Raw genomic sequence first — 22,732 nt, 5'->3', positions numbered from 1 at the left:
TGCGGAGGGACCTCGCCGTACGGATGCGCCTCGCCGTACCAGGTGGGCTTCGCCGTACAGGGAGGCTTTGCCGTACTGACGGGCCGTTCACCGCCCGGCGCCTAGGCTCGGCGCATGCTCGTGTGGATCAACGGCCCCTTCGGCGGGGGCAAGACGCAGACCGCCCACGAACTGCGGCGCAGGCTGCCCGGCAGCGTCGTCTGCGACCCCGAACACCTCGGCTTCGGGCTGCACCGCATGCTGCCGCCCGCGCTGCGCGGGGACTTCCAGGACCTGCCCGTGTGGCGGCGGGGCGTGGCCGAGATGCTCGACCTCGCGGCACGGGAACACCCGGGCACGGTGCTCGTCCCCATGACGGTCACCGACGACCGGTACTTCGCGGAGACGGTCGGCGCACTGCGGGCCCGCGGCCACGACGTACGGCACTTCGCCCTGCTCGCCACCCGCGAGACCGTCCTGCGCCGCCTGCGCGAACGCGGCCTCGGCCACGCGCTGCGGGTGGTGGGCGGCAAGGAGGCCCCGCTGCGCCGCGAGAGCTTCGCCGTACGACGGCTCGACGACTGCCTGCGGCGGCTCACCGCCCCCGAGTTCGCCAGCCACCTGTGGACCGACCACCTCGGCATCCCGCAGGTCGCGGACCGTATCGCCGCCGAGTGCGCCCTGCCCCTCACCCCGAACACCGACGGCCCGCTGCGCGGACGACTGCGGCGGGCGGCGGTGGGGGTGCGGCACATCCGGTTCGATTGAGCCGGGGTGAGGCGGGCGGGGTGGAGCAGAGCGGGGGGGGGGGGGGGGGGTGGGGGGGGGGTGGTCGCGTGGCGGGGGGGTGGTCGGGTGGGCGGCCGTTTTCACAGCGGTACGTCCCGGCCCCGGTGGTCAGCGCAGTACGCCCTCGATGAACTCGCCTCCCAGTCGCGCCACCACCCCCAGGTCCAGCTGGTACTGCACGTACCGGCCGCGGCGCTGGGTCGTGAGCAGGCCCGCCTTCCGCAGTGACGCCAGGTGCCGGGAGACCTCCGGCGGGGTCAGGCCGTGGGCGTCGGCGAGTTCACCCGTCGTGTACGGGCCGCGGGCCAGGTAACGGCACAGCCGCATCCGCACCGGGTGCGCGAGCGCGGCCATCCGGCGGCTCAGCAGGTCCACGGAGGAGAGCGCCGCCATGCCGGAGGCGGCCAGCGGGTAGTGCAGGACCGGGCGCCAGCCGTGCCGGTGCAGGACGAGCAGATGCGGCCCGCCGAGACTCGTCGGCACCAGGGCGAGACCGGACTCCGCCGCCCTGGCATGGCCCACGGTCAGCTTGTCGACGCTGATACGGCCCGCCTCCTCGTCCAGGCTGACCGCGGTCGAGGTCGCGGCCAGGGCGGGACCGAGCCCCTTGTGCCGCAGCAACTCGGCCTTGTGCCGGGCGTCGGCCGCCAGCTGGTGGCGCAACCGGGCCCAGGTGTCCGCGAAGAACGCCTCCTCGCAGTCCTCCATCAGCCGCCGGAACCAGGCCCGTATCCGGGGCGGATCCTCGATCAGCCGCTGGGCGAAGCAGGCCCGCCTCGGGCCACGCGCCGAGACCAGTTCGAGCGCCCGGTCCCGCGCCGCCGCGTCGGCGAGGATGTGCGGCGCGAGACGTCCGTACGAGACCCCGCAGGACACCTCCAGGGCCGCGTCCACGAACTGCTGGTCGGTGAGCTTGTCGAGCAGGTCGAGATCCTCGGCGAGGGTGGCACCGGGGAGCGACTGGCCGGGCAGTGCCGCGAACGGCAGGAAGACGTCGGAGATCGTGGCCCGCCACAGGAAGTCCACCTCGCACAGCCGGTCCGCGAGCCCGGGCTCCAGCCGCGCCGACACCGCCGTGGCCCAGCCTTGCAGCGCCGGGTGGTGCGCGGGCTCGGCGAGGGCGTGCAGAGCCATTCCGAGTTCGCCCAGCGGTGAGATCGCGACGGTGATCCTGTCCGTCGGCAGTCCGGCGATGTCGATGGTCACGCTCATGTGCCCATGGTGCCGGGTGGGAGTGACAAGACCCGGTCGATTGACGGGAGGGGTCAATCGGCGTGACGGGGGTGGGGGGTCGGGCGGAGGGTTGGGGGAGGCGGGGGTGGGGCGTGTTTCGGCGCCTCTCACCTTCTGGGGGGGCTCCCCCCCGCCCCCCGCCCCTCCCACCTCCACCTCCCCTCCGTCCGCCTCCCGCTCCCACCGCAGTCGTCATCGACACCCGTCACAGGCCGCCCACCCGACCAGCGCCCCCCGCCGCTCGCCCACCCGACCAGCGCCCGGGCGCCGCTCGCCGCCCGCCGCTCGCCCACCCGTCCCCGACCCGCACCCCCTGCAGAACACCCCCGCCCGCACCACCCACCCTCAGGAGCCGGCCATGACCCTCACCCAGCAGTTCCTCCTCGACGCCTACCGCGCCGCCCAGCACGGCGAGCCCGCGCCTCCGGCTCCCGGCACCCATGACGTCCGTACCGTGCGGGAGTTGCGCACCTACCGCCGGTTCCGCCGGGTGCTGCGGGGGCTGCCCCTGCGCGGCCTGCCTCTGCGGGGTCTGCCCCTGCGCACCGCCTGGCGCCGCGCGCCCGGCCGCCGACCCTCCCGCCTCCCCGGACGGCGTGCGGCCTGACCGACCCGCACCGCACGCCCCGCCCCACCCCAGCCCGCGCCTCGCTCAGCCTCGCCCGTCAGGCCAGCCCCCGCCCGCCGCGCGCTCCCACCCCCTCCGCTCTCCTGGCTCTCCGCCCTCCTAGTGCTCCTGCCCCTGCGCCTCTCCCTTCCCCCGCTTCCCCCGCTCCCGGGCTCGCGCCACGAACTCCGCGGCTGCCGACTCGACTTGGGCCGCCGTCCACTCCAGGCCGGGTGCCCCGACCGTCACCTCGGTGGCGGCGATACCGGGCGGGTCGGTCACCGTCGTATGCCAGCCGGAGAAGAGTGCGGTGCCCGTCTCCTCCGCCATGGCGAGCGAGACCTCGTCGAGGAGCTCCGGTGGCCAGGGCAGCCACACCTTGAACTGGTGGGTGTGCGGCACCCCCGGGTGGACCCGCCACCAGCCGGGGCCCGACCGTCCGAAGCCCGCCCGTACGGCTTCGGCGACCACCCGCGCCTGGGCCACGTAGGAGGGCAGGCGCGGCAGTTCGCGGTCGAGGCCCACCAGGGCGGAGAGCGCGGTGGGGAACTGCTGGAAGATCTGGCCGCCGTACCGGTGGCGCCAGGCCGCCGCCTCGTCTATCAGGGACTGGGGACCGGCGAGGGCGGCGCCGCCGAATCCTTCCAGGGACTTGTAGAAGGAGACGTAGACGCTGTCGGCGAGCGCGGCGATCTCGCTGAGCGGGCGGCCGAAGTGGGTGGCCGACTCCCACAGCCGCGCGCCGTCGAAGTGGACGACCGCCTCGCGCTCCCGGGCCGCCTCGACGGTCGCCGTCAGCTCCTCCCAGGTCGGGAGGACGAACCCGGCTTCCCGCAGCGGGAGTTCGAGCATCAGCGTGCCGAAGGGTTCCTCCAGGGCGTGGATCTCCTCCGGGTCGGGGAGCCGGGGTCTGCGCGTCGCGTGGATCGTGCGCAGGCCGCTGACGGTGCCGAAGGCGCCGCGTTCGTGCAACTCGGGGTGGGCGAGGGGGTGCAGGGCCACCGTGGGGTTGCCGGTGCGCGCGGCCCAGCAGCGCAGGGCGATCTGCTGGGCCATGGTGCCGGTGGGGAAGAAGGCCGCCGCCTCGGTGCCGAGAAGGCCGGCGACCCGCTCCTCCAGGCGCCGTACGACACCGTCGCCGTACAGGTCCACCCGTTCGTCCAGGCCGTAGGGGTCCTGACCGTCCCGAGCGCCCTGATCGTCCTGGCCGCCGACGTCCCCTGTCCGGGCGGCCTGGGCGACCTGGGCGACCAGTTGATCCAGGCGCCCGCGCACCGTGCCGTGCGCGCCGGGCCGGGACAGGACGCGCGGGCTTGCCCGCAGCGCCCGGGACAGACGGGCCTTGGTGCTCTCCGCCGGTCCCGGCTCCAAGCCGTTCCGCTTCACCGCTTCCGCCGTCTCCGCGGTCTCTTCCTCTGCCATCCTCCGACCTCCCTCCCTGCCCGGCTCGGATGTCCGGTCCGATCCGTACGTCCCGTCCGGCCCGTCCGGCCTGTCCGTCCCCGGGCCGTGTTTCTCGTCCATGGCCCGATCATGGCCTACCGCAGTGACGCTTCACACAGCCTGTGGATAACTCTGGGCTGTGGACAGCCGGAGCCCGTCCTGGAGGATCGCGTTAACATGACGAGAAATCGTCCGGTACCCCGAGCGGACTGGAACGGGAAGGCCTCTGCGAGTGAACGCACCTCATCGCGCGGGTCCTGGCGACCCGCAGGAAAAGCCCGCCAGGCTGACGGTCGGCGTCGTCGGCGCGGGGCGTGTGGGTCCGGCGCTCGCGGCTTCGCTCCAGCTCGCCGGGCACCGCCCCGTCGCCGTCTCCGCGGTCTCCGACGCCTCCCGCCGCCGGGCCGCCGAGCTGCTGCCGGACGTCGCGGTGTGCACGCCTGCCGAGGTCCTCGCCCGCGCCGAGCTCGTCCTGCTCACCGTGCCCGACGACGCCCTGCCGCAGCTGGTGGCCGGGCTCGCGGAGACCGGCGCGGTGCGCCCCGGGCAGCTGCTCGCGCACACCTCGGGCCGGTACGGGACCCGGGTCCTCGACCCGGCGACGCGGGCCGGGGCGCTGCCGCTCGCGCTGCACCCGGCGATGACCTTCACCGGGACCTCGGTCGATGTGCAGCGGCTCGCGGGCTGCTCCTTCGGCGTGACCGCCCCGGAGGAGCTGCGGCTCGCCGCCGAGGCGCTGGTGATCGAGATGGGCGGGGAGCCCGAGTGTATCGCCGAGGAGTCCCGTCCGCTCTACCACGCGGCGCTCGCGCTCGGTGCGAACCACCTGGTCACCCTGGTCGCCCAGTCGATGGACCTGCTGCGCGCCGCGGGCGTCGGCGCCCCCGACCGGATGCTCGGCCCGCTGCTCGGCGCCGCCCTGGACAACACCCTGCGCTCCGGTGACGGGGCGCTGACCGGCCCGGTCGCGCGCGGGGACGCGGGCACCGTCGCCGCGCATGTCGCGGAGCTGCGCGCGCACGCCCCGGAGACCGTGCCCGGCTACCTCGCGATGGCCCGCGCGACCGCCGACCGCGCCCTCGCCCACGGCCTGCTCAAGGCGGAACTCGCCGAGGACCTCCTCGACGTACTGGCCGCCCCGCCCGGCAGCCCGACCGCGGCCGAAGGCGGCTCCCCGGACCCCGGCCGCCGGGGCCCCGACGGCGAGGGCTCCGACCGTAAGGACACCGGCCGCAAGGACTCCGACGGCAAGGACTCCGACGGCAAGGACTCCGACCACAAAGATCCCGACGGCAAGGATTCGGATGGCCCCGGCACCGAGGAGGCCGACGATGACTGACCCGGCACAGACCGATTCGGCGAAGGCGCACACGCCCCCCGCCTCGGCGCAGACGCACCCCACCCCTGCGCAGACGCAGACGCCCCCCGCCCCCAAGATCGTCACCACCGCCGCCGAGCTGGGCGCCCCCGCCGCCCGCCGCGTGGTCGTGATGACGATGGGCGCCCTGCACGAGGGCCACGCCACCCTGATCCGTACCGCGCGGGAACGTGCCGGGGCGGGCGGCGAGGTGGTCGTCACCGTCTTCGTCAACCCGCTGCAGTTCGGGGCGGGCGAGGACCTGGACCGCTATCCGCGGACCCTGGACGCCGATGTCGCGATCGCCGCGCGGGAGGGCGCGGACGTCGTGTTCGCGCCTTCGGTGGACGAGGTGTACCCGGGCGGCGAGCCCGAGGTGCGGATCGCGGCGGGGCCGATGGGCGAGCGGCTCGAAGGCGGCTCCCGGCCGGGGCACTTCGACGGGATGCTCACCGTCGTCGCCAAGCTGCTGCATCTGACCCGCCCGCATCTCGCGCTGTACGGGCAGAAGGACGCCCAGCAGCTCGCGCTGATCCGGCGGATGGTGCGGGACCTGAACTTCGGGGTGGAGATCGGGGCGGTGCCGACGGTGCGGGAGCCGGACGGGCTCGCCCTGTCCAGCCGCAACCGCTACCTCTCGCCCGCCGAGCGGAGCACCGCGCTGGCCCTGTCCCGGGCGCTGTTCGCGGGCCGGGACCGGCACGCCGCGCAGGAGGCGCTGCGCGCCCGCGCCGCCTCCGCCCCCCGCTCGCAGCAGCGCGCGGAGGCGCTGACGGCGCTCGGCGAGGCCCGCGCCGCCGCCGACGCGCACGCCCTTGCCGAGGCCGCCCCCGGCGGGCCCGCGGCGGTGCGCGCCGCCGCGGACGCCGTCCTGGAGGAGGCGGTCCGCTTCACCCCGCCGCTCGCCCTGGACTACCTCGCCCTGGTGGACCCCGCCGACTTCACCGAGATCGGCGAGGAGTTCCGCGGCGAGGCGGTCCTCGCCGTCGCCGCCCGCATCGGCTCCACCCGGCTGATCGACAACCTGCCGCTGACCTTCGGAGGCCCCTGATGAGCGACACCCCTGGCGCGGGCATACGCCTGCACGCCCCGATCCCCGGCTGGTCCCGGAGCGCCGATGTCGTCGTGGTCGGCTCCGGTGTCGCCGGGCTCACCGTCGCGCTGCGCTGCGCCGCCGCGGGCCTGGACACCGTCGTGGTCACCAAGGCCCGCCTCGACGACGGCTCGACGCGCTGGGCGCAGGGCGGTGTCGCCGCCGCGCTCGGCGAGGGCGACACCCCCGAGCAGCACCTCGACGACACCCTGGTGGCGGGCGCCGGACTCTGCGACGAGGAGGCGGTGCGCCTGCTCGTCACCGAGGGCCCCGGCGCCGTACGCCGCCTGATCACCGCGGGCGCCCGCTTCGACTCCGACCCCGGCACCGACGCCCTCGCGCTGACCCGGGAGGGCGGCCACCACCGCCGCCGCATCGCGCACGCGGGCGGCGACGCGACCGGCGCGGAGATATCGCGCGCCCTGGTCGAGGCGGTCCGCGAGGCGGGCGTGCCCACCGTGGAGAACGCCCTCGTCCTCGATCTGCTCACCGACGAGGAGGGCCGCACCGCGGGCGTGACCCTGCACGTCATGGGCGAGGGCCAGCACGACGGGGTGGGCGCCGTGCACGCCCCCGCGGTGGTCCTGGCGACCGGCGGCATGGGCCAGATCTTCTCCGCGACGACCAATCCGGCGGTCTCCACCGGCGACGGCGTGGCGCTCGCCCTGCGCGCCGGGGCGGAGGTCTCCGACCTGGAGTTCGTGCAGTTCCACCCGACCGTGCTCTTCCTCGGCGCGGGTGCCGAGGGCCAGCAGCCGCTGGTCTCGGAGGCGGTACGCGGCGAGGGCGCCCACCTCGTCGACGCCGACGGGGTCCGCTTCATGCAGGGGCAGCACGAGCTGGCGGAGCTGGCGCCCCGGGACATCGTCGCCAAGGCGATCACCCGGCGGATGCTGGAGCAGGACGCCACGCACATGTACCTGGACGCCCGGCACTTCGGGGCGCGGATGTGGCAGGAACGCTTCCCCACCGTCCTCGCCGCCTGCCGCGCCCACGGCATCGACCCGGTCACCGAGCCGATCCCGATCGCGCCCGCCGCGCACCACGCCTCCGGTGGCGTCCGCACCGACCTGCACGGGCGGACCACGGTGCCCGGCCTGTACGCCTGCGGCGAGGTCGCCTGCACCGGGGTGCACGGCGCCAACCGGCTCGCCTCCAACTCCCTGCTCGAAGGCCTCGTCTACGCCGAGCGCATCGCCGCCGACCTCACGGCCCGGCCGCCGCAGCCCCGTACGCCCGTGCTCAGCAAGCTGCCCGGGCGTCCGCTGCTCGCCCCCGAGGCGCGGTTCACGCTGCAGCGGATCATGACGCGGGGCGCCGGGGTGCTGCGCAGCGCCGCCTCGCTCACCGAGGCCGCGGCCGCCCTCGAAGCCCTCGACGCCGAGGCCCGCGGCGCGCTCGCCGAGCACGGCAAGACCGCCGTGCCGGGCGTGGACACCTGGGAGACCACCAACCTCCTCGCCGTCGCCCGGGTCCTGGTCGCCGCCGCCCTGCGCCGCGAGGAGACCCGCGGCTGCCACTGGCGCGAGGACCACCCCGAGCGCGCCGACGAGACCTGGCGGCGCCATCTCGTCCTGCGCCAGGAGCGGCCCGCGGCGGCCGCCGAGGAGGCGCCGCCCGCTCCCCGCGGCGGGGAAGAGCCCCCGAACGAGGCACTGCGCGTCCCCGTCCCGGCGCTTAGCGTGCACCTCACACAGGGCGCCGGTTTCCCGCCGACCGCCGGGCGGACGCAGCCGCCCGGGGACGGCGGGGACCCCGCCCACCCGACCGTCAGGCCCCAGCCGTACGCGTAGCCGCCCGGCCGCGCACACCCCAGGAGCAGTGAACCCGTGAGCACCGACGACCACCTTTCCTCCCTCCCGCTCAACGCGGAGACCGGCGGCTGCGGCGAGGGCTGCGCCTGCGGGGAGGGCGACGAGTACGCCGAGCACGCCGAGTCCGGGCTCGATCCGGCGCTCGCCGCGCTGCTCACCGCCGCGGGCCTGGACCCGGTCGAGGTCGAGGACATCGCGCACCTGGCGATGGACGAGGATCTGGCGGGCGGCGTCGACGTCACGACCGTCGCCACCATCCCCGAGGAGGCCACCGCCACCGGCGACTTCACCGCCCGGGAGGCGGGCGTGGTCGCCGGTCTGCGGATCGCCGAGGCGGTCCTGTCCATCGTGTGCACCGACGAGTTCGAGGTGGAGCGGCACGTCGACGACGGCGACCGCGTCGAGGCGGGCCAGAAGCTGCTCAGCGTCACCTCCCGCACCCGCGACCTGCTCACCGCCGAGCGCAGCGCCCTCAACCTGCTGTGCCGCCTGTCCGGCATCGCCACCGCCACCCGGGCCTGGACGGACGCCCTGCGGGGCACGAAGACGAAGGTCCGCGACACCCGCAAGACCACCGTGGGCCTGCGCTCCCTGGAGAAGTTCGCGGTGCGCTGCGGCGGCGGCGTCAACCACCGGATGTCGCTCTCGGACGCGGCGCTGGTCAAGGACAACCACGTGGTCGCGGCGGGCGGTGTCGCCCAGGCCTTCGCCGCGGTGCGGGAGTCCTTCCCCGAGGTGCCGATCGAGGTCGAGGTCGACACCCTGCACCAGCTGCGCGAGGTCCTGGACGCGGGCGCCGACCTGATCCTCCTGGACAACCTCACCCCCGCCGAGACCGCGGAGGCCGTCGCCCTGACCGGCGGCCGGGCGCTCCTGGAGTCCTCCGGCCGGCTCACCCTCGACGACGCCCGCGCCTACGCCGACACCGGCGTCGACTTCCTCGCGGTCGGCGCGCTCACCCACTCCTCGCCGATCCTCGACATCGGCCTCGACCTGCGCGAGTCGGACCGGTGACCGCCGCCTGCCACGGCCCCGGGGAGGCGGTGCCCGCATGCTGCTGACCATCGACGTGGGCAACACCCATACGGTGCTCGGCCTCTTCGACGGCCCGGACATCCTGGAGCACTGGCGCATCTCCACCGAGCCGCGCCGCACCGCCGACGAACTCGCCGTACTCCTCCAGGGCCTGATGCGGATGCACCCGCTGCTCGGCGACCGGCTCGGCGACGGCATCGACGGCATCTGCATCTGCGCCACCGTCCCCTCGGTCCTGCACGAACTGCGCGAGGTCACCCGCCGCTACTACGGCGACGTGCCCGCCGTCCTGGTCGAGCCCGGCGTGAAGACCGGTGTGCCGATCCTGGTCGACAACCCCAAGGAGGTCGGCGCGGACCGCATCGTCAACTCGGTGGCCGCCGTCGAGCTGTACGGGGGCCCGGCGATCGTCGTCGACTTCGGCACCGCGACCACCTTCGACGCGGTCTCCGCGCGCGGCGAGTACACCGGCGGGGTCATCGCGCCCGGCATCGAGATCTCGGTGGAGGCCCTCGGCGTGCGGGGCGCCCAGCTGCGCAAGATCGAGCTGGCCCGCCCGCGCAGCGTCATCGGCAAGAACACCGTGGAGGCCATGCAGGCCGGGATCGTCTTCGGCTTCGCCGGGCAGGTCGACGGCATCGCGCGCCGGATGGCCCGCGAACTCGCCGCCGACCCGGCCGAGGTCAAGGTGATCGCGACCGGCGGCCTCGCGCCGATGGTCCTCGGCGAGTCCGAGGCCATCGACGAGCACCAGCCCTGGCTGACCCTGATCGGACTGCGCCTGGTCTACGAGCGCAACTCCGCCCGGACCTGAGCGGCCCCGCCCGGACGCCCTCACGGCCACGCCGCACCGACCGTTACGCCCTGTTTGTCTGATTAGCGCGTATCGTCGGTCCATGCCCACGCCATACGGATCCCGCGGCGGCATGGCCTTCGGCGCGAACGAGCTGCGTGTGCTGCGCCGCGCCCTCGCCCTTGCCCTCGACCCCCGTCCCGCCAGTGCCCAGGACGTCCAGGACTGTCTGCGCCTCGCCGGGAGCCTCGACGAGGCCACCCGCGAGGGCGCCAGACTGCGGGACTTCCTGCTCGCCGACCTCGCGCGCTACCGCGCCGCGCTCCCGGGCGGCCTCACCGGCTACCTCGCCCTCCTGGAGGAGCTGCTGCCCGGCGGCTACCGGCCCGTCCCCGAGGACCTCGCCGCCCTGCGCGCCCTGCGCGGCAACCCGCGGGCGGCCCGGCTGCTCGCCCGCTGCCCCGCCCCCGCCGCGTGGATCCCGGCGCCCGCCGACCCGGCCCGGCTGCGCGCGCTGCCGGGCGGGCGCGGCGCCGAGGCGACCGCCGCCGAGCCGGAGCGCAAGCCCGCGCCCCGGCCCCCGGCGCCGGGGCGCCCCGTACCGACACCGGCGGAGGTCTTCCCGCCCCGGCGCAGGCCCGCCGCCCCGCCCGAGCGGGAGGACCCGCCGCCCCCGGCGAAGGAGCCGCAGGAGCGCGTCGCGGGATAGCGGCCCGGCGGGTGCACGCCTCGCGGACAGGGCCCCGACGTCCCCCGGGGCCCTGTCCGATTCGCCCGCGGGGGCTGGCTACCCTGGAGCCATGGACTACGTCTCCGCACTCCTGCCGCCCGTCGTGATGGCCGTCTTCTTCGTCAGCCTCATCGTCACGATCGTGAAGTCCCAGGGCGGCCCGAACAAGGCCAAGGAGGACGCGGCCGTGGACGCCGCCCTCGCCCGCGCCGACAGCACCCGCCAGTCCTCCGGCACCACCGAGGCCTGAGCGGGCCCGGCGGACAAGGGCCCCGCACCGGGCCCTGACTCCCCTCCGCGCGCCCGGCACCCGTCCGTCAGGACCGGCGGCCGGGCGCTTCGTGTCCCCGGCGCCGTCCGCGGCGTACGCGGACGGAGAAGGCGGACGGAGAAGACGGCCGTCGCGAGCTGCCCCCGCCGGGCGCCCTTTCCTGCCGGATTCAGAGTTTTTGTCGGATCATCCGTGTGCGGAAGTGTCGGGTGCCCCGGTCCGCACTATGGTGCTCGTGTGCCTCGCCCCTTGGGAGAACTCGAAGACTCGGTCATGACGCGGGTGTGGAAGTGGAACCGCCCGGTGACCGTGAGAGAAGTCCTGGAAGACCTTCAGCAGGAACGGTCCATCGCCTATACGACGGTGATGACCGTTCTGGACAATCTCCATCAGAAGGGCTGGGTGCGGCGCGAGGCGGAGGGGCGCGCCTATCGATATGAGGCCGTCTCCACCCGGGCCGCCTACTCGGCCGCACTGATGAACGAAGCCTGGTCCCGGAGCGACAACCCGGCCGCCGCGCTCGTGGCCTTCTTCGGGATGATGTCGCAGCAGCAGCGAGAAGCGCTGCGCGATGCCGTACGCATCGCCCAAGTTCCCGAGATCCCCGCGCCCGCGGCAAACGTTCCGGCTGAGAACCCGGCGCAGAACGAAGCCCCGGAGAACACCGCGGGCAACTCGGCGGCGCCGGTCAACTCACCGGACAAGTCACCGGAGAACGAACTCGCGCAGAAGGCGACCGACTCGGAGCAGAACGCGACGGAACCCGTACGGAAGGCGACCGTCCAGAAGAAGGCCGCGCGCAAGGCGCCCGGGCGGAAGACCGCGGCGCCCGAGAGCGCCGCGCAGAACGCGGAGGCCGAGAACGGCGGCGACCGCGAGGACGTTCCGCACAACGCGGGCGAGAACCCCGGCTCCGAGCCCGGCGGCCGCGGGCGATAGCGTCGCCGCATGCCCTCCGAGCCCGAAGTCCCGGTGAAACCGGAAAGCGCCGTCACCGTCCGCCGGGCCAGGACCGGCGACGTGCCTGAGGTGCGACGACTCCTCGACTCGTACGTCAACAAGCGCATCCTCCTCGACAAAGCGACCGTCACGCTTTACGAGGACATCCAGGAGTTCTGGGTGGCCGAACGCGACGACAACGCGGAGCTGGTGGGCTGCGGGGCCCTGCATGTCATGTGGGAGGATCTCGCGGAAGTGCGCACACTCGCCGTGAAGCCCGTGGTCAAGGGCGCGGGAGTGGGCCACCTACTTCTGGAGAAGTTGTTGCAGACCGCACGATGGCTGGGTGTTCGCCGGGTTTTCTGCCTGACGTTCGAAGTCGACTTCTTCGCCATGCACGGGTTCGTCGAGATCGGCGAGACCCCTGTGGACACGGATGTCTACAGCGAGCTGCTGCGTTCCTATGACGAGGGCGTCGCCGAGTTCCTCGGTCTCGAACGAGTGAAACCCAACACCTTGGGCAACAGCCGGATGCTTCTGCAACTGTGATCGGGGATCGACGGACCTATTCCGGATCCACCCTGCCCAGTTCCCTATGTCCGAAACGCGCATGTTTCCGGTCTTCTCGGGGTCGGCGGACTCTGCCAGGGGTTTGTGTTTTTCCCGCAAAAGCGGTTTGCTTTCCGGCGTACTGCAGTACTGGATATATCAGGGGTCGGTGAAACGGCTGACGCCGCAGGCCCCGGGCCCCGAAGTTTTCGATGAAAGGAAATACCGTGGCACAGAAGGTTCAGGTCCTTCTTGTCGATGACATCGACGGCGGCGAGGCGGACGAGACCGTGACGTTCGCTCTGGACGGCAAGACGTACGAGATCGACCTCACCACGTCGAATGCCGACAAGCTGCGCGACCTGCTGGACCCCTACGTCAAGGGCGGACGGCGCACCGGCGGCCGTGCCGCGGGCGGTCGCGGAAAGGCCCGTGCGGCCTCCTCCGGCGGCAGCGCCCAGGACACGGCGCAGATCCGCGCCTGGGCCAAGGAGAACGGCTACGAGGTCAACGACCGCGGCCGCGTCCCCGCGTCCATCCGCGAGGCCTACGAGAAGGCCAACGGCTGAACGGCCCGCCGCAGCCGGACGCGGAGGCAGCAGGAGGCCGCCGCGTCCACGAGCCGCACGAGCGAAGGGGCACCACCGCCCCGCACGGCCACCGGTCCCGGTAGCCCCGACTCGCTCCCCGCACCCTGCTCGGGGGGCCGCAGCCAGCTCGCGGCCCCCTGCGGGCCGTCCCGCCCCGGATCCTGCGAACCGGCGCCACCGGGACGGCCGCCGCTCCACGGCACCGGCGCCTCGACGCGCCCGCCCGCCCCCACCGCCGTCAGCTCCGGCACCAGTGCTCCCCAGTCGAGCCAGTCGAGCAGCCCCGGCACTTCCTCCGCGCCGCCCGCGGCCACCAGGAACCGCACCGCCCCGCCGCCCAGCGCCACCGGGCCGCCCGGCCGCAGCTCCCGCAGCAGCATCAGGCCCGCCTCCACCGGGAGCTGGAGGACGTCGAAGCGCACCCCCGTCCGCAGGGCGGCCGGGGCGCCGTCCCGCGCGTCGAGGAACACCTCGCCCCACCCCAGCTCCGCCACGTACCAGCGGCGCAGCTCCTCCCGGTGCGCCCGCCCGCCCGGCCGCGGGGGCGCGAGCGGTCCTTCGAGGGGGCGCCGGGGGCGCGGAAGCGGAAAAGTCATGCCGGGAACAACCGGCGGGAACCCCCGGGAGTTACGCAGAGTTGGACTCTGTGCGCGATACGTGTGCGAAAGGCGCGGGGTCGGGGAGCGTGAGGGAGGGGAGGGGCGCGCAAGGTTGTTCGCCCGTAGCGGAGGGAACCGGGCTGTGCCGCATGGAGTGTCAGTCCGTACGGGTAAGACATCCCTAGTGGGAGGGGCGACACGCAGCCTCGGGGCAGTCTCCCGTTCGCCATCGGCGTAGTGATGGCGGGGGTATCTCCCTGGCCTGCGGGAACATCGTCTCGCACCATCGAGTTGGAGCAGTTGTCGGCTACCGGGGACAGGAGGGACCTTCTGTTGTCGGCCCGGCGTCGGCAGTTGGAATGAGCGGTCCCCGCTTGCGGGACTAAGCTGCGGAAGGACAGCGAGGGGAGCGTCCCCCGTTGCCTGACCGCTCTGAGGAGCGATTAACGATGTTCGAGAGGTTCACCGACCGTGCGCGGCGGGTTGTCGTCCTGGCTCAGGAAGAAGCCCGGATGCTCAACCACAACTACATCGGCACCGAGCACATCCTCCTGGGCCTGATCCACGAGGGTGAGGGTGTCGCCGCTAAGGCCCTGGAGAGCCTCGGGATTTCGCTCGAGGCGGTCCGCCAGCAGGTGGAGGAGATCATCGGCCAGGGCCAGCAGGCCCCTTCCGGCCACATCCCCTTCACGCCCCGCGCCAAGAAGGTGCTGGAGCTGTCGCTGCGCGAGGCTCTCCAGCTCGGCCACAACTACATCGGCACCGAGCACATCCTGCTCGGCCTGATCCGCGAGGGCGAGGGCGTCGCCGCCCAGGTCCTGGTGAAGCTGGGCGCCGATCTCAACCGGGTGCGGCAGCAGGTCATCCAGCTGCTCTCCGGCTACCAGGGCAAGGAGACCGCCACTGCCGGCGGTCCTGCCGAGGGCACCCCCTCCACGTCCCTGGTCCTCGACCAGTTCGGCCGCAACCTCACCCAGGCGGCCCGCGAATCCAAGCTCGACCCGGTCATCGGGCGCGAGAAGGAGATCGAGCGGGTCATGCAGGTGCTGTCCCGCCGTACGAAGAACAACCCGGTGCTCATCGGTGAGCCCGGCGTCGGCAAGACCGCCGTCGTCGAGGGACTGGCCCAGGCCATCGTCAAGGGCGAGGTGCCCGAGACCCTCAAGGACAAGCACCTCTACACCCTCGACCTCGGCGCCCTGGTCGCCGGCTCCCGCTACCGCGGTGACTTCGAGGAGCGCCTGAAGAAGGTCCTCAAGGAGATCCGCACCCGCGGCGACATCATCCTGTTCATCGACGAGCTGCACACGCTGGTCGGAGCGGGCGCCGCCGAGGGCGCGATCGACGCCGCCAGCATCCTCAAGCCGATGCTGGCCCGCGGCGAGCTGCAGACCATCGGTGCGACCACCCTCGACGAGTACCGCAAGCACCTGGAGAAGGACGCCGCGCTGGAGCGCCGCTTCCAGCCCATCCAGGTCGCGGAGCCCTCGCTGCCGCACACCATCGAGATCCTCAAGGGCCTGCGCGACCGGTACGAGGCGCACCACCGCGTCTCGATCACCGACGAGGCCCTGGTGCAGGCGGCGACGCTCGCCGACCGGTACATCTCGGACCGCTTCCTGCCGGACAAGGCGATCGACCTGATCGACGAGGCCGGCTCCCGGATGCGCATCCGCCGGATGACCGCGCCGCCGGACCTGCGCGAGTTCGACGAGAAGATCGCGGGTGTGCGCCGCGACAAGGAGTCCGCGATCGACTCGCAGGACTTCGAGAAGGCCGCCTCCCTGCGCGACAAGGAGAAGCAGCTCCTCGCCGCGAAGGCCAAGCGGGAGAAGGAGTGGAAGGCCGGCGACATGGACGTCGTCGCCGAGGTCGACGGCGAGCTGATCGCCGAGGTCCTCGCGACCGCCACCGGCATCCCGGTCTTCAAGCTGACCGAGGAGGAGTCCTCGCGCCTGCTGCGCATGGAGGACGAGCTGCACAAGCGCGTCATCGGCCAGAAGGACGCGATCAAGGCCCTCTCGCAGGCGATCCGGCGTACCCGTGCGGGTCTGAAGGACCCCAAGCGCCCCGGCGGCTCGTTCATCTTCGCGGGCCCCTCCGGCGTCGGTAAGACGGAGCTGTCCAAGACGCTCGCCGAGTTCCTCTTCGGCGACGAGGACGCGCTGATCTCCCTCGACATGTCGGAGTTCAGCGAGAAGCACACCGTCTCGCGGCTCTTCGGTTCGCCTCCCGGCTACGTCGGGTACGAGGAGGGCGGCCAGCTCACCGAGAAGGTGCGCCGCAAGCCGTTCTCCGTGGTCCTCTTCGACGAGGTCGAGAAGGCCCACCCGGACATCTTCAACTCGCTCCTGCAGATCCTGGAGGACGGTCGCCTGACCGACTCCCAGGGCCGGGTCGTCGACTTCAAGAACACGGTCATCATCATGACGACCAACCTCGGCACCCGGGACATCTCCAAGGGCTTCAACCTGGGCTTCGCCGCCCAGGGCGACACCAAGTCCAGCTACGAGCGGATGAAGAACAAGGTCAACGACGAGCTGAAGCAGCACTTCCGCCCGGAGTTCCTGAACCGTGTCGACGACACGGTGGTCTTCCACCAGCTCACCGAGGAAGACATCATCCAGATCGTCGACCTCATGATCGCCAAGGTGGACGAGCGGCTGAAGGACCGTGACATGGGCATCGAGCTCAGCAGCACGGCCAAGTCGCTCCTCGCGAAGAAGGGCTACGACCCCGTGCTGGGCGCCCGGCCGCTGCGCCGGACCATCCAGCGCGAGATCGAGGACATCCTCTCCGAGAAGATCCTCTTCGGCGAGCTGCGCCCCGGCCACATCGTGGTCGTCGACACCGAGGGCGAGGGTGACACCAAGACGTTCACCTTCCGCGGCGAGGAGAAGTCCGCGCTGCCCGACGTGCCGCCGATCGAGCAGGCCGCAGGCGGCTCCGGCGCAGGCCCCAACCTGAGCAAGGACGCCTGACAGCTCCGCCCACCGCGGGCCGCCCCGGCGGCCGGCGAACGGCACGAGCCGAGCCAGAGGGGCTGCCCCCGGGACCGAGAGGTTCCGGGGGCAGCCCCTTTTGTGCGGCCTCGTGTGTGCCGGGCGGGGCGGCCCCGGCACGTACTCAGCTCGCGGTACGTGCCTTGCGCGCCTCCTCCGGCGCCTTCTGCGCTTCCTGCACCTTCCGTGCCTCCCGCGCTTCCTGCACCTCCCGCGCCTGCTGCGGTTCTCGCGCCTTCTGCGGTTCCTGCCGGGCCGGTGCCGGAGCGGTGGCCCCTGCCGTCCGTACGGCACCGCGCGGGGCCAAGGCGGCGAGGCCCGCGAGGAGCAGCGGGAGGGCGGCGAGGGCGAAGCAGGCGGCCACCGGGAGGCTGCCGAGGAGCAGTCCCGCCGCCGCGGTGCCGGAGGCCGCGCCCGCGTTGAAGGCGGTGTTGACCCAGGCCCCGGCGCGGGTGCGGCGCTCGGGCGGAGCCGTCGCGTCGGCGAGGAGATAGGCGGTGGTCAGGGCGGGGGCGACGGAGACCCCGGCCAGCGCCGCCACCAGCGCCAGGGCGAAGGGACCCGGCGCAAGGCCCGCCGGGGCGAGCACCAGACCCAGGCCGAGGGCGGCGAGCGCCAGCCGGGTGCGCAGCGGCGAGCGCCAGCGGACCGCCCCGTAGACCAGCCCGCCCACCGCGCTGCCCGCCGAGAGGGCCGCCAGCACCCAGGCCACCGCCCCCGGCGCCCCCGCGTCCTCGGCGAAGGCCACCACCAGCAGGTCCAGCGCCCCGAGCCCGACGCCGAGCGCACCGGTGAGCAGCACGACCGGCGCAAGCGGCGCGGACCGCCACCGCTGCGGCCCGCCCAGCAACCGGGCCGCAGCGGACCGCCCGCCCGGCGCCGCCACCCTGGGCGCCGCCGCCACCGGTGTCGCCTTCTCGGAGCCAGCGCCTGCGGAGCCGCCCTCCACAGCACCGCCCTCCACAGCACCGCCCTCCACAGCACTGCCGTCCGCAGGGCTGCCGTCCACAGCACCGCCGTCCACAGCACCGCCGCCCGCGGGGCTGCCGCCCACAGCACTGCCGTCCGACGTGCGGACGGCCCGGGACGACGTCAGGGCGAGCGTGCCCGCCAGGACGAGGACCGCGCTGAGGGCGACGCCCGCCGCCGGGGAGGCGAAGGCGACCAGGAGGCCGACGAGCAGCGGGCCGAGGACGTACAGCAGCTCCTCGGCCACCGAGTCGAGGCTGTACGCGCGCTGGAGCAGCTCCGGGTCGGGGGCGAGCCTGCTCCACAGGGCCCGCATCACCGGCCCGAGCGGCGGCGTGCTGGCCCCCGCGGCGGCGGCGAGCGCGACCAGGGCGGCATCCGGCACGCCGCCGCTGACCGCCGCGGCGGTGAGGAGTCCGAGCAGGAGGGCGTAGCAGAGGGCGAGGGCGGTCAGCGGGCGGGCGGGGCCGCGCCGGTCGATCACCGCGGCGCGGGCCGGTGAGAGCGCCACGCCGGCCAGGCCGAACAGGGCCATGGCGGTCCCGGCCACCGCGTACGAGCCGGAGGCATCGCGGACCGCGAGGAGCAGGGAGAGCGGGACGGTGCCGTAGGAGAGGCGGCCGAGCAGGGCTGCGGCCATCGCGCGCGCCGCGTGCGGGACGCGCAGCACCTGCCGGTAGGTGGGCCGCGGGGCGCGGCCGGGCAGGGCGGGGCCGGAAGAGGGCGAAGACATGGAGGTTCCTCGGCTCGGCGGCACCCGAAAGGGGCGCCGCGGGGTGTGCGGGGACGCCGGATCGCCGCGCCGGTCACCGGCGCGGGCAGAAGGCGTCCTAGGCACACAGGAGGAACATGCCGGTGACCCTAACAGCGCGGGCGCCCGCGGACAGCCCCATTTCCAGGCGTACTTGGCGCTCCGGCCGCCGCACGGGCACGAGTCACCCGGCGCCCGCGCCTCCCCGCTGACATCGGGCACCGCGGCCCCGCATGCGTTCACGCAGCGACGGCACCTTCCGCCCCGCGTCCACGCCCCGCCTGCGCACCCCGGCCCCGCACACGCTCGGGGCGCCACCCCGCGCCCCGCCGCCACCACCGCATCCGGCCCACCCCTTCGCACCCGCCACCCCCCTCCGCACCCGCCACCCCGAATTGCGCCCCGAACCAGTCCCGACCGCCCCTCGAAAACCCTCGAAACCCCCTCTCCCCGAGTAGCCCCGCTCACACCGGAATGCCTTTCTCCGGCCTGTCGATCAAGGCCCTCCGTGACATGCGGCACAGCCCTTTTGGAGTCCACTAAGCGTATTAGTAAGAAGCTCCTTTCGGGGCCCCGGGACCTTCGGCCCTGAGGGTTCCGGGACCTTGGTGCTGGAGGTCCCGAAAGGGTCCCGAAGCCTTGGTGTGCCCGGGCTGCACCGCTCTGAACTGGGCTTTAGCGGTGCCTCGGCGACCCTGGGGCGCTTTGCCGCACGTACGACGAGGTGCTCTGTCAAGGGGCGGAAAGCACCCGCCTCCGCTACGGCAGCGGATAGTAGATCACAGGATTGAAGGCGGTCCGGGGTGTGGGTTACCAAGGTTGTGCCCTGCCCGGCACGAGGCATTTGTGTCGGGTCCGCTCATGCAGGAGGTAAGACCGAATGACGAAGCGCGCCATGTTCCCCGGTATTGGTACTCCCCAGCTCCGTACCCGTGCGGCCGTACTCGCCGCCGGTATGGGTGCCGCCGCCGCCCTCGGCGCCGGTGTGGCCACCGCTGCGGACAGCAATGCCAAGGACGTGACCGCTGCCCCGGGCGCCACCGCCGCTTCCGTGAAGGAGCAGGCCGACGCCCAGGCCAAGGCCGCGAAGTCCGAGAAGTCCGAGAAGAAGGACGCCGCTGCCAAGAAGGACGCGCCCAAGAAGAAGGCCGCGAAGAAGAAGCCGGCCTCCTGGGTCGCCCCGGTCAAGAAGTACGAGCTGTCCGCGGGCTTCGGCCTCGGCGGCAACATGTGGTCCAGCAAGCACTCCGGCCAGGACTTCGCGGTCTCGGTCGGCACCGATGTGAACTCCGTGCACGGCGGCACCGTGGTCAAGGCCGGCCCCAACGGCGGCGGCGACGGTCCGGCGTACGGCAACGCGATCGTGGTCAGCCACGGCAACGGCACGTACACCCAGTACGCGCACCTGTCGCGGATCGACGTCAAGGTCGGGGAGAGCGTGAAGACCGGCGAGCACATCGCCAAGTCCGGCAACACCGGCAACTCCAGCGGTCCCCACCTGCACTTCGAGGTCCGCACCAGTCCGAACTACGGCTCGGCCGTCAACCCCGTCCAGTTCATGCGCGGCGAGGGCCTGACGTTCTGAGCGGACGTACCCGCGACGGATCCTCGTGCGGCCCGCTGAGGCGGCCGCCGGGCGAGGCGTGGCACACCTTCACAGCAGCAGACAGGGCAGGGTGCGCTCAGGCGCGCTGATGTGCCTGAGTCACCAGATCGACGGCGACTTCGAGGGCGGCGAGACGCTTCTCCTCGAAGTCGCCGTCGAGGTCTTTGAGCAGGAACATCGAGGCGTGCAGCGTGAAGAGCGCGCTGACGCAGCGCACCTGGTCGGGCAGCGGGGCGCTGTCGTCCTTGAGGACGCCGAGCAGGGCGTGCACCCGGTCCTTGAACAGCTCGCCGATCTTCAGGTCCCGCAGGGTCGCCTGGTTCTCCTGCATGAAGCGGAAGAGCGGGGCGGCCTGGTTGAGGGCCTCGCTGTAGCGGCGCAGCAGTTCCTTCTTGAACTCCAGCGTCCGCTCCTGGGCCTCGCCCCAGGCGACCAGCTCGTCGAGCGGTCCCGTGAGGTCCTGGAAGACGCTGATCAGGATGTCTTCCTTGGTCTTGAAGTGGTAGTACAGCGCGGCCTTGGTGACCTCCAGGCGCTCGGCGATCTCGCGCAGCGAGGTCTTCTCGTAGCCCTGTTCCGCGAAGAGTTCGAGGGCGACGTCCTGGATGCGCTGCCGCGTGTCGGTGCGGCGCTGCGTGTGGGTGCCCATCCTCGGTGCTCCTCGTTCTTCGATGTCCAAACCTGCTTACTTGACGACCGGCAAGTGCCGTGGCTACCTTCGCAGTGTAGTCACTAGCCGGGCGGCAAGTAAGCGTAAGGCAAAGGCGCAGTCGCCTCGCTCTCTATCGTCCCAGGGGGAGTGGAGAAGATGAGCCCGAACCAGCAGGCCGCCGTCGCGGCGGCCGAGCCGGAGACGAAACCCCGCAGCGTACGGGTCGTCCTCCTCGCACTGATGATCGCGATGCTGCTCGCGATGCTCGACAACATGATCATCGGCACCGCGATGCCGACCATCGTCGGCGAACTGGGCGGCCTGGAGCACCTGTCCTGGGTGGTCACCGCCTACACCCTGGCCACCGCCGCCTCCACCCCGATCTGGGGCAAGCTCGGCGACATGTACGGCCGCAAGGGCATGTTCCTGACCTCGATCGTGGTCTTCCTGATCGGCTCCGCGCTCAGCGGCATGGCCCAGGACATGGGCCAGCTCATCGGCTTCCGCGCCGTGCAGGGGCTGGGCGCGGGCGGACTGATGGTCGGCGTGATGGCGATCATCGGCGACCTCATCCCGCCGCGGGAGCGCGGCAAGTACCAGGGCCTGATGGCCGGCGTGATGGCGCTCGCAATGATCGGCGGCCCGCTGGTCGGCGGCACCATCACCGACCACCTCGGCTGGCGCTGGTCCTTCTACATCAACCTGCCGCTCGGCGCCGTCGCCCTCTTCGCCGTCTCGGCCGTGCTGCACCTGCCGAAGAAGCGCGCCGAGGGGCGCATCGACTACCTCGGCGCCGCGCTGCTGACCGTCGGCATCACCGCGATCGTCCTCGTCACCACCTGGGGCGGTACGGAGTACGCCTGGTCCTCCGCCGTGATCATGGAGCTGATCGCGCTCGGCGTGGCCGCCCTGGTCGGCTTCGTCTTCGTCCAGCGGCGGGCCGCCCAGCCGATCATGCCGCTGCACATCTTCCGCAGCCGCAACTTCACCCTGATGGGGATCATCGGCTTCGTCACCGGCTTCGCCATGTTCGGCGCGGTGCTCTTCCTGCCGCTGTACCAGCAGTCCGTCCAGGGGGCCTCGGCCACCAACTCGGGCCTGCTCCTGCTGCCGATGCTCTGCGCGATGCTGGTGATCTCGCTGGCCGCGGGCCGGGTCACCACCCGCACCGGCAAGTACAAGATCTTCCCCATCCTCGGCGGCGTCCTGATGATCGTCGGCATGTACCTGCTCTCCACGATGGACACCGGCACCAGCCGCCTCACCTCCGGCGTCTACATGGCGGTGATCGGTGCGGGCATGGGCTTCCTGATGCAGATCACCATGCTGGTCGCGCAGAACAGCGTGGAGATGAAGGACATGGGCGTGGCCTCCTCCACGGCCACCCTGACCCGTACCCTCGGCTCCTCCTTCGGCGTCGCGATCATGGGCGCGCTCTTCAACCACCAGGTCCAGGACGTCATGACCGAACGGGCGGGCGCCCTCGGCGGCAAGGTCACCGAGCAGTCCGCCCAGCTGGACGCCGCGAGCCTGGCCAAGCTGCCCGAGGCGGCCCGCGAGGCCTACCAGCACGCGGTCGCCTCCGGCACCCACGCGGCCTTCCTGCTCGGCACCGTGGTCTCGGTCGTGGTCCTGGTGGCGGCCCTCTTCGTCAAGGAGACCCCGCTGCGCGGCGGCGAGGACCCGAAGAAGGCACCGGCCCAGGACGGCGAGGGCGACGGGACCGCGCGGCGGACCGCCCCCGCCCCCGAGGACCGGAAACTCTCCGAGAACGTGTGAGGCGCCGGTCCGGAACGTCACGAGGGGGTCCTCAGGGCCCCCTCGTCTCCGGTTCGGGCTCCGGTTGGGCGTTCGTGGCGGGCGTCGAGGCGGGCCGGTCGGGCGCTGCCTGACGGCCTGGTACCGCAACGGCCCCGTCGCTCCCCGATGCG

General features: G+C 72.9%; 19 protein-coding genes and 1 pseudogene. 15 read left to right on the top strand and 5 right to left on the bottom strand.

Annotation, left to right across the window (positions count from 1 at the left end; genetic code table 11):
* Positions 1 to 114: 114 nt before the first annotated feature.
* Positions 115 to 747, top strand: a complete 633-nt coding sequence (locus tag MID12_RS12460) for an AAA family ATPase (protein ID WP_263166990.1) — start codon at positions 115 to 117, stop codon at positions 745 to 747.
* A gap of 129 nt (positions 748 to 876) precedes the next feature.
* Here MID12_RS12460 and MID12_RS12455 read toward each other — a convergent pair whose 3' ends face one another.
* Positions 877 to 1,980 carry a DUF5937 family protein gene (locus MID12_RS12455; protein ID WP_263166988.1) on the bottom strand — a complete coding sequence of 368 codons (1,104 nt, stop codon included), beginning with the start codon at positions 1,978 to 1,980 and terminating at the stop codon, positions 877 to 879.
* Positions 1,981 to 2,359: 379 nt separating this feature from the next.
* Between MID12_RS12455 and MID12_RS12450 the strand changes: the two genes are divergently transcribed.
* Complete coding sequence (locus MID12_RS12450; protein ID WP_263166985.1) at positions 2,360 to 2,608, top strand: hypothetical protein; 249 nt, start codon at positions 2,360 to 2,362, stop codon at positions 2,606 to 2,608.
* Between the two features lie 120 nt (positions 2,609 to 2,728).
* Here the strand turns inward: MID12_RS12450 and MID12_RS12445 are convergent, their stop codons facing one another.
* Complete coding sequence (locus tag MID12_RS12445; RefSeq protein ID WP_078844921.1) at positions 2,729 to 4,030, bottom strand: threonine aldolase family protein; 1,302 nt, start codon at positions 4,028 to 4,030, stop codon at positions 2,729 to 2,731.
* 253 nt (positions 4,031 to 4,283) lie between these two features.
* On the opposite strand from MID12_RS12445, the gene MID12_RS12440 reads away from it, so the two are divergent.
* From MID12_RS12440 to MID12_RS12395, 10 genes and pseudogenes are all read left to right on the top strand, one after another.
* Complete coding sequence (locus MID12_RS12440; RefSeq protein WP_263166981.1) at positions 4,284 to 5,390, top strand: Rossmann-like and DUF2520 domain-containing protein; 1,107 nt, start codon at positions 4,284 to 4,286, stop codon at positions 5,388 to 5,390.
* A 151-nt stretch (positions 5,391 to 5,541) separates the two neighbouring features.
* Positions 5,542 to 6,459, top strand: coding sequence for a pantoate--beta-alanine ligase (panC, locus tag MID12_RS12435; protein ID WP_237283064.1), 918 nt, complete (start codon positions 5,542 to 5,544; stop codon positions 6,457 to 6,459).
* A complete protein-coding gene (locus MID12_RS12430; protein WP_263166971.1) occupies positions 6,459 to 8,294 on the top strand; it encodes an L-aspartate oxidase in 1,836 nt (611 codons plus the stop codon). The genes panC and MID12_RS12430 overlap by 1 nt, the downstream gene beginning before the upstream one ends.
* 36 nt (positions 8,295 to 8,330) lie before the next feature.
* Entirely contained in the window at positions 8,331 to 9,329 is a 999-nt protein-coding gene (gene nadC / locus MID12_RS12425; protein ID WP_040249953.1) for a carboxylating nicotinate-nucleotide diphosphorylase, read from the top strand.
* Between the two features lie 37 nt (positions 9,330 to 9,366).
* Positions 9,367 to 10,164 carry a type III pantothenate kinase gene (locus MID12_RS12420; RefSeq protein WP_040249951.1) on the top strand — a complete coding sequence of 266 codons (798 nt, stop codon included), beginning with the start codon at positions 9,367 to 9,369 and terminating at the stop codon, positions 10,162 to 10,164.
* Positions 10,165 to 10,246: 82 nt separating this feature from the next.
* Entirely contained in the window at positions 10,247 to 10,852 is a 606-nt protein-coding gene (locus MID12_RS12415) for a hypothetical protein (protein ID WP_263166968.1), read from the top strand.
* Between the two features lie 91 nt (positions 10,853 to 10,943).
* The gene (locus MID12_RS12410) at positions 10,944 to 11,123 is read left to right on the top strand and encodes a hypothetical protein (RefSeq protein WP_040249947.1); all 180 of its coding nucleotides are present in this window, start codon (positions 10,944 to 10,946) and stop codon (positions 11,121 to 11,123) included.
* A 258-nt stretch (positions 11,124 to 11,381) separates the two neighbouring features.
* Positions 11,382 to 11,843 (top strand): annotated as a pseudogene (locus MID12_RS12405) (BlaI/MecI/CopY family transcriptional regulator); the annotation flags it as partial.
* Positions 11,844 to 12,092: 249 nt separating this feature from the next.
* The gene (locus MID12_RS12400; protein ID WP_040249944.1) at positions 12,093 to 12,632 is read left to right on the top strand and encodes an amino-acid N-acetyltransferase; all 540 of its coding nucleotides are present in this window, start codon (positions 12,093 to 12,095) and stop codon (positions 12,630 to 12,632) included.
* A 227-nt stretch (positions 12,633 to 12,859) separates the two neighbouring features.
* Entirely contained in the window at positions 12,860 to 13,201 is a 342-nt protein-coding gene (locus tag MID12_RS12395) for a histone-like nucleoid-structuring protein Lsr2 (protein WP_040249942.1), read from the top strand.
* On the opposite strand, the gene MID12_RS12390 is transcribed toward MID12_RS12395, so the two are convergent.
* On the bottom strand, positions 13,180 to 13,818 hold the full coding sequence (locus MID12_RS12390; RefSeq protein WP_040249939.1) for an SCO3374 family protein: 639 nt from the start codon (positions 13,816 to 13,818) through the stop codon (positions 13,180 to 13,182). The genes MID12_RS12395 and MID12_RS12390 overlap by 22 nt on opposite strands.
* A gap of 452 nt (positions 13,819 to 14,270) precedes the next feature.
* Here MID12_RS12390 and MID12_RS12385 point away from each other — a divergent pair, with 452 nt between their 5' ends.
* Entirely contained in the window at positions 14,271 to 16,802 is a 2,532-nt protein-coding gene (locus MID12_RS12385) for an ATP-dependent Clp protease ATP-binding subunit (RefSeq protein ID WP_040249936.1), read from the top strand.
* Positions 16,803 to 16,947: 145 nt separating this feature from the next.
* Here the strand turns inward: MID12_RS12385 and MID12_RS12380 are convergent, their stop codons facing one another.
* On the bottom strand, positions 16,948 to 18,525 hold the full coding sequence (locus MID12_RS12380) for an MFS transporter (RefSeq protein ID WP_263166961.1): 1,578 nt from the start codon (positions 18,523 to 18,525) through the stop codon (positions 16,948 to 16,950).
* 898 nt (positions 18,526 to 19,423) lie between these two features.
* On the opposite strand from MID12_RS12380, the gene MID12_RS12375 reads away from it, so the two are divergent.
* Positions 19,424 to 20,128: a M23 family metallopeptidase gene (locus tag MID12_RS12375; protein WP_107071310.1), complete on the top strand. Its 705-nt coding sequence runs from the start codon at positions 19,424 to 19,426 to the stop codon at positions 20,126 to 20,128.
* Positions 20,129 to 20,225: 97 nt separating this feature from the next.
* Here the strand turns inward: MID12_RS12375 and MID12_RS12370 are convergent, their stop codons facing one another.
* On the bottom strand, positions 20,226 to 20,798 hold the full coding sequence (locus MID12_RS12370) for a TetR/AcrR family transcriptional regulator (protein ID WP_263166957.1): 573 nt from the start codon (positions 20,796 to 20,798) through the stop codon (positions 20,226 to 20,228).
* Positions 20,799 to 20,957: 159 nt separating this feature from the next.
* Between MID12_RS12370 and MID12_RS12365 the strand changes: the two genes are divergently transcribed.
* Positions 20,958 to 22,580 (top strand): MDR family MFS transporter, encoded by a 1,623-nt coding sequence (locus tag MID12_RS12365; protein WP_263166955.1) that lies wholly within the window; start codon positions 20,958 to 20,960, stop codon positions 22,578 to 22,580.
* Positions 22,581 to 22,732: the final 152 nt, after the last annotated feature.

The sequence above is a fragment of the Streptomyces sp. SCSIO ZS0520 genome (assembly GCF_025643355.1).
GTDB lineage: Bacteria > Actinomycetota > Actinomycetes > Streptomycetales > Streptomycetaceae > Streptomyces > Streptomyces physcomitrii.
Note: the sequence above shows the minus strand (reverse complement) of the source record. Positions and strands in the feature narration are given on the sequence as shown.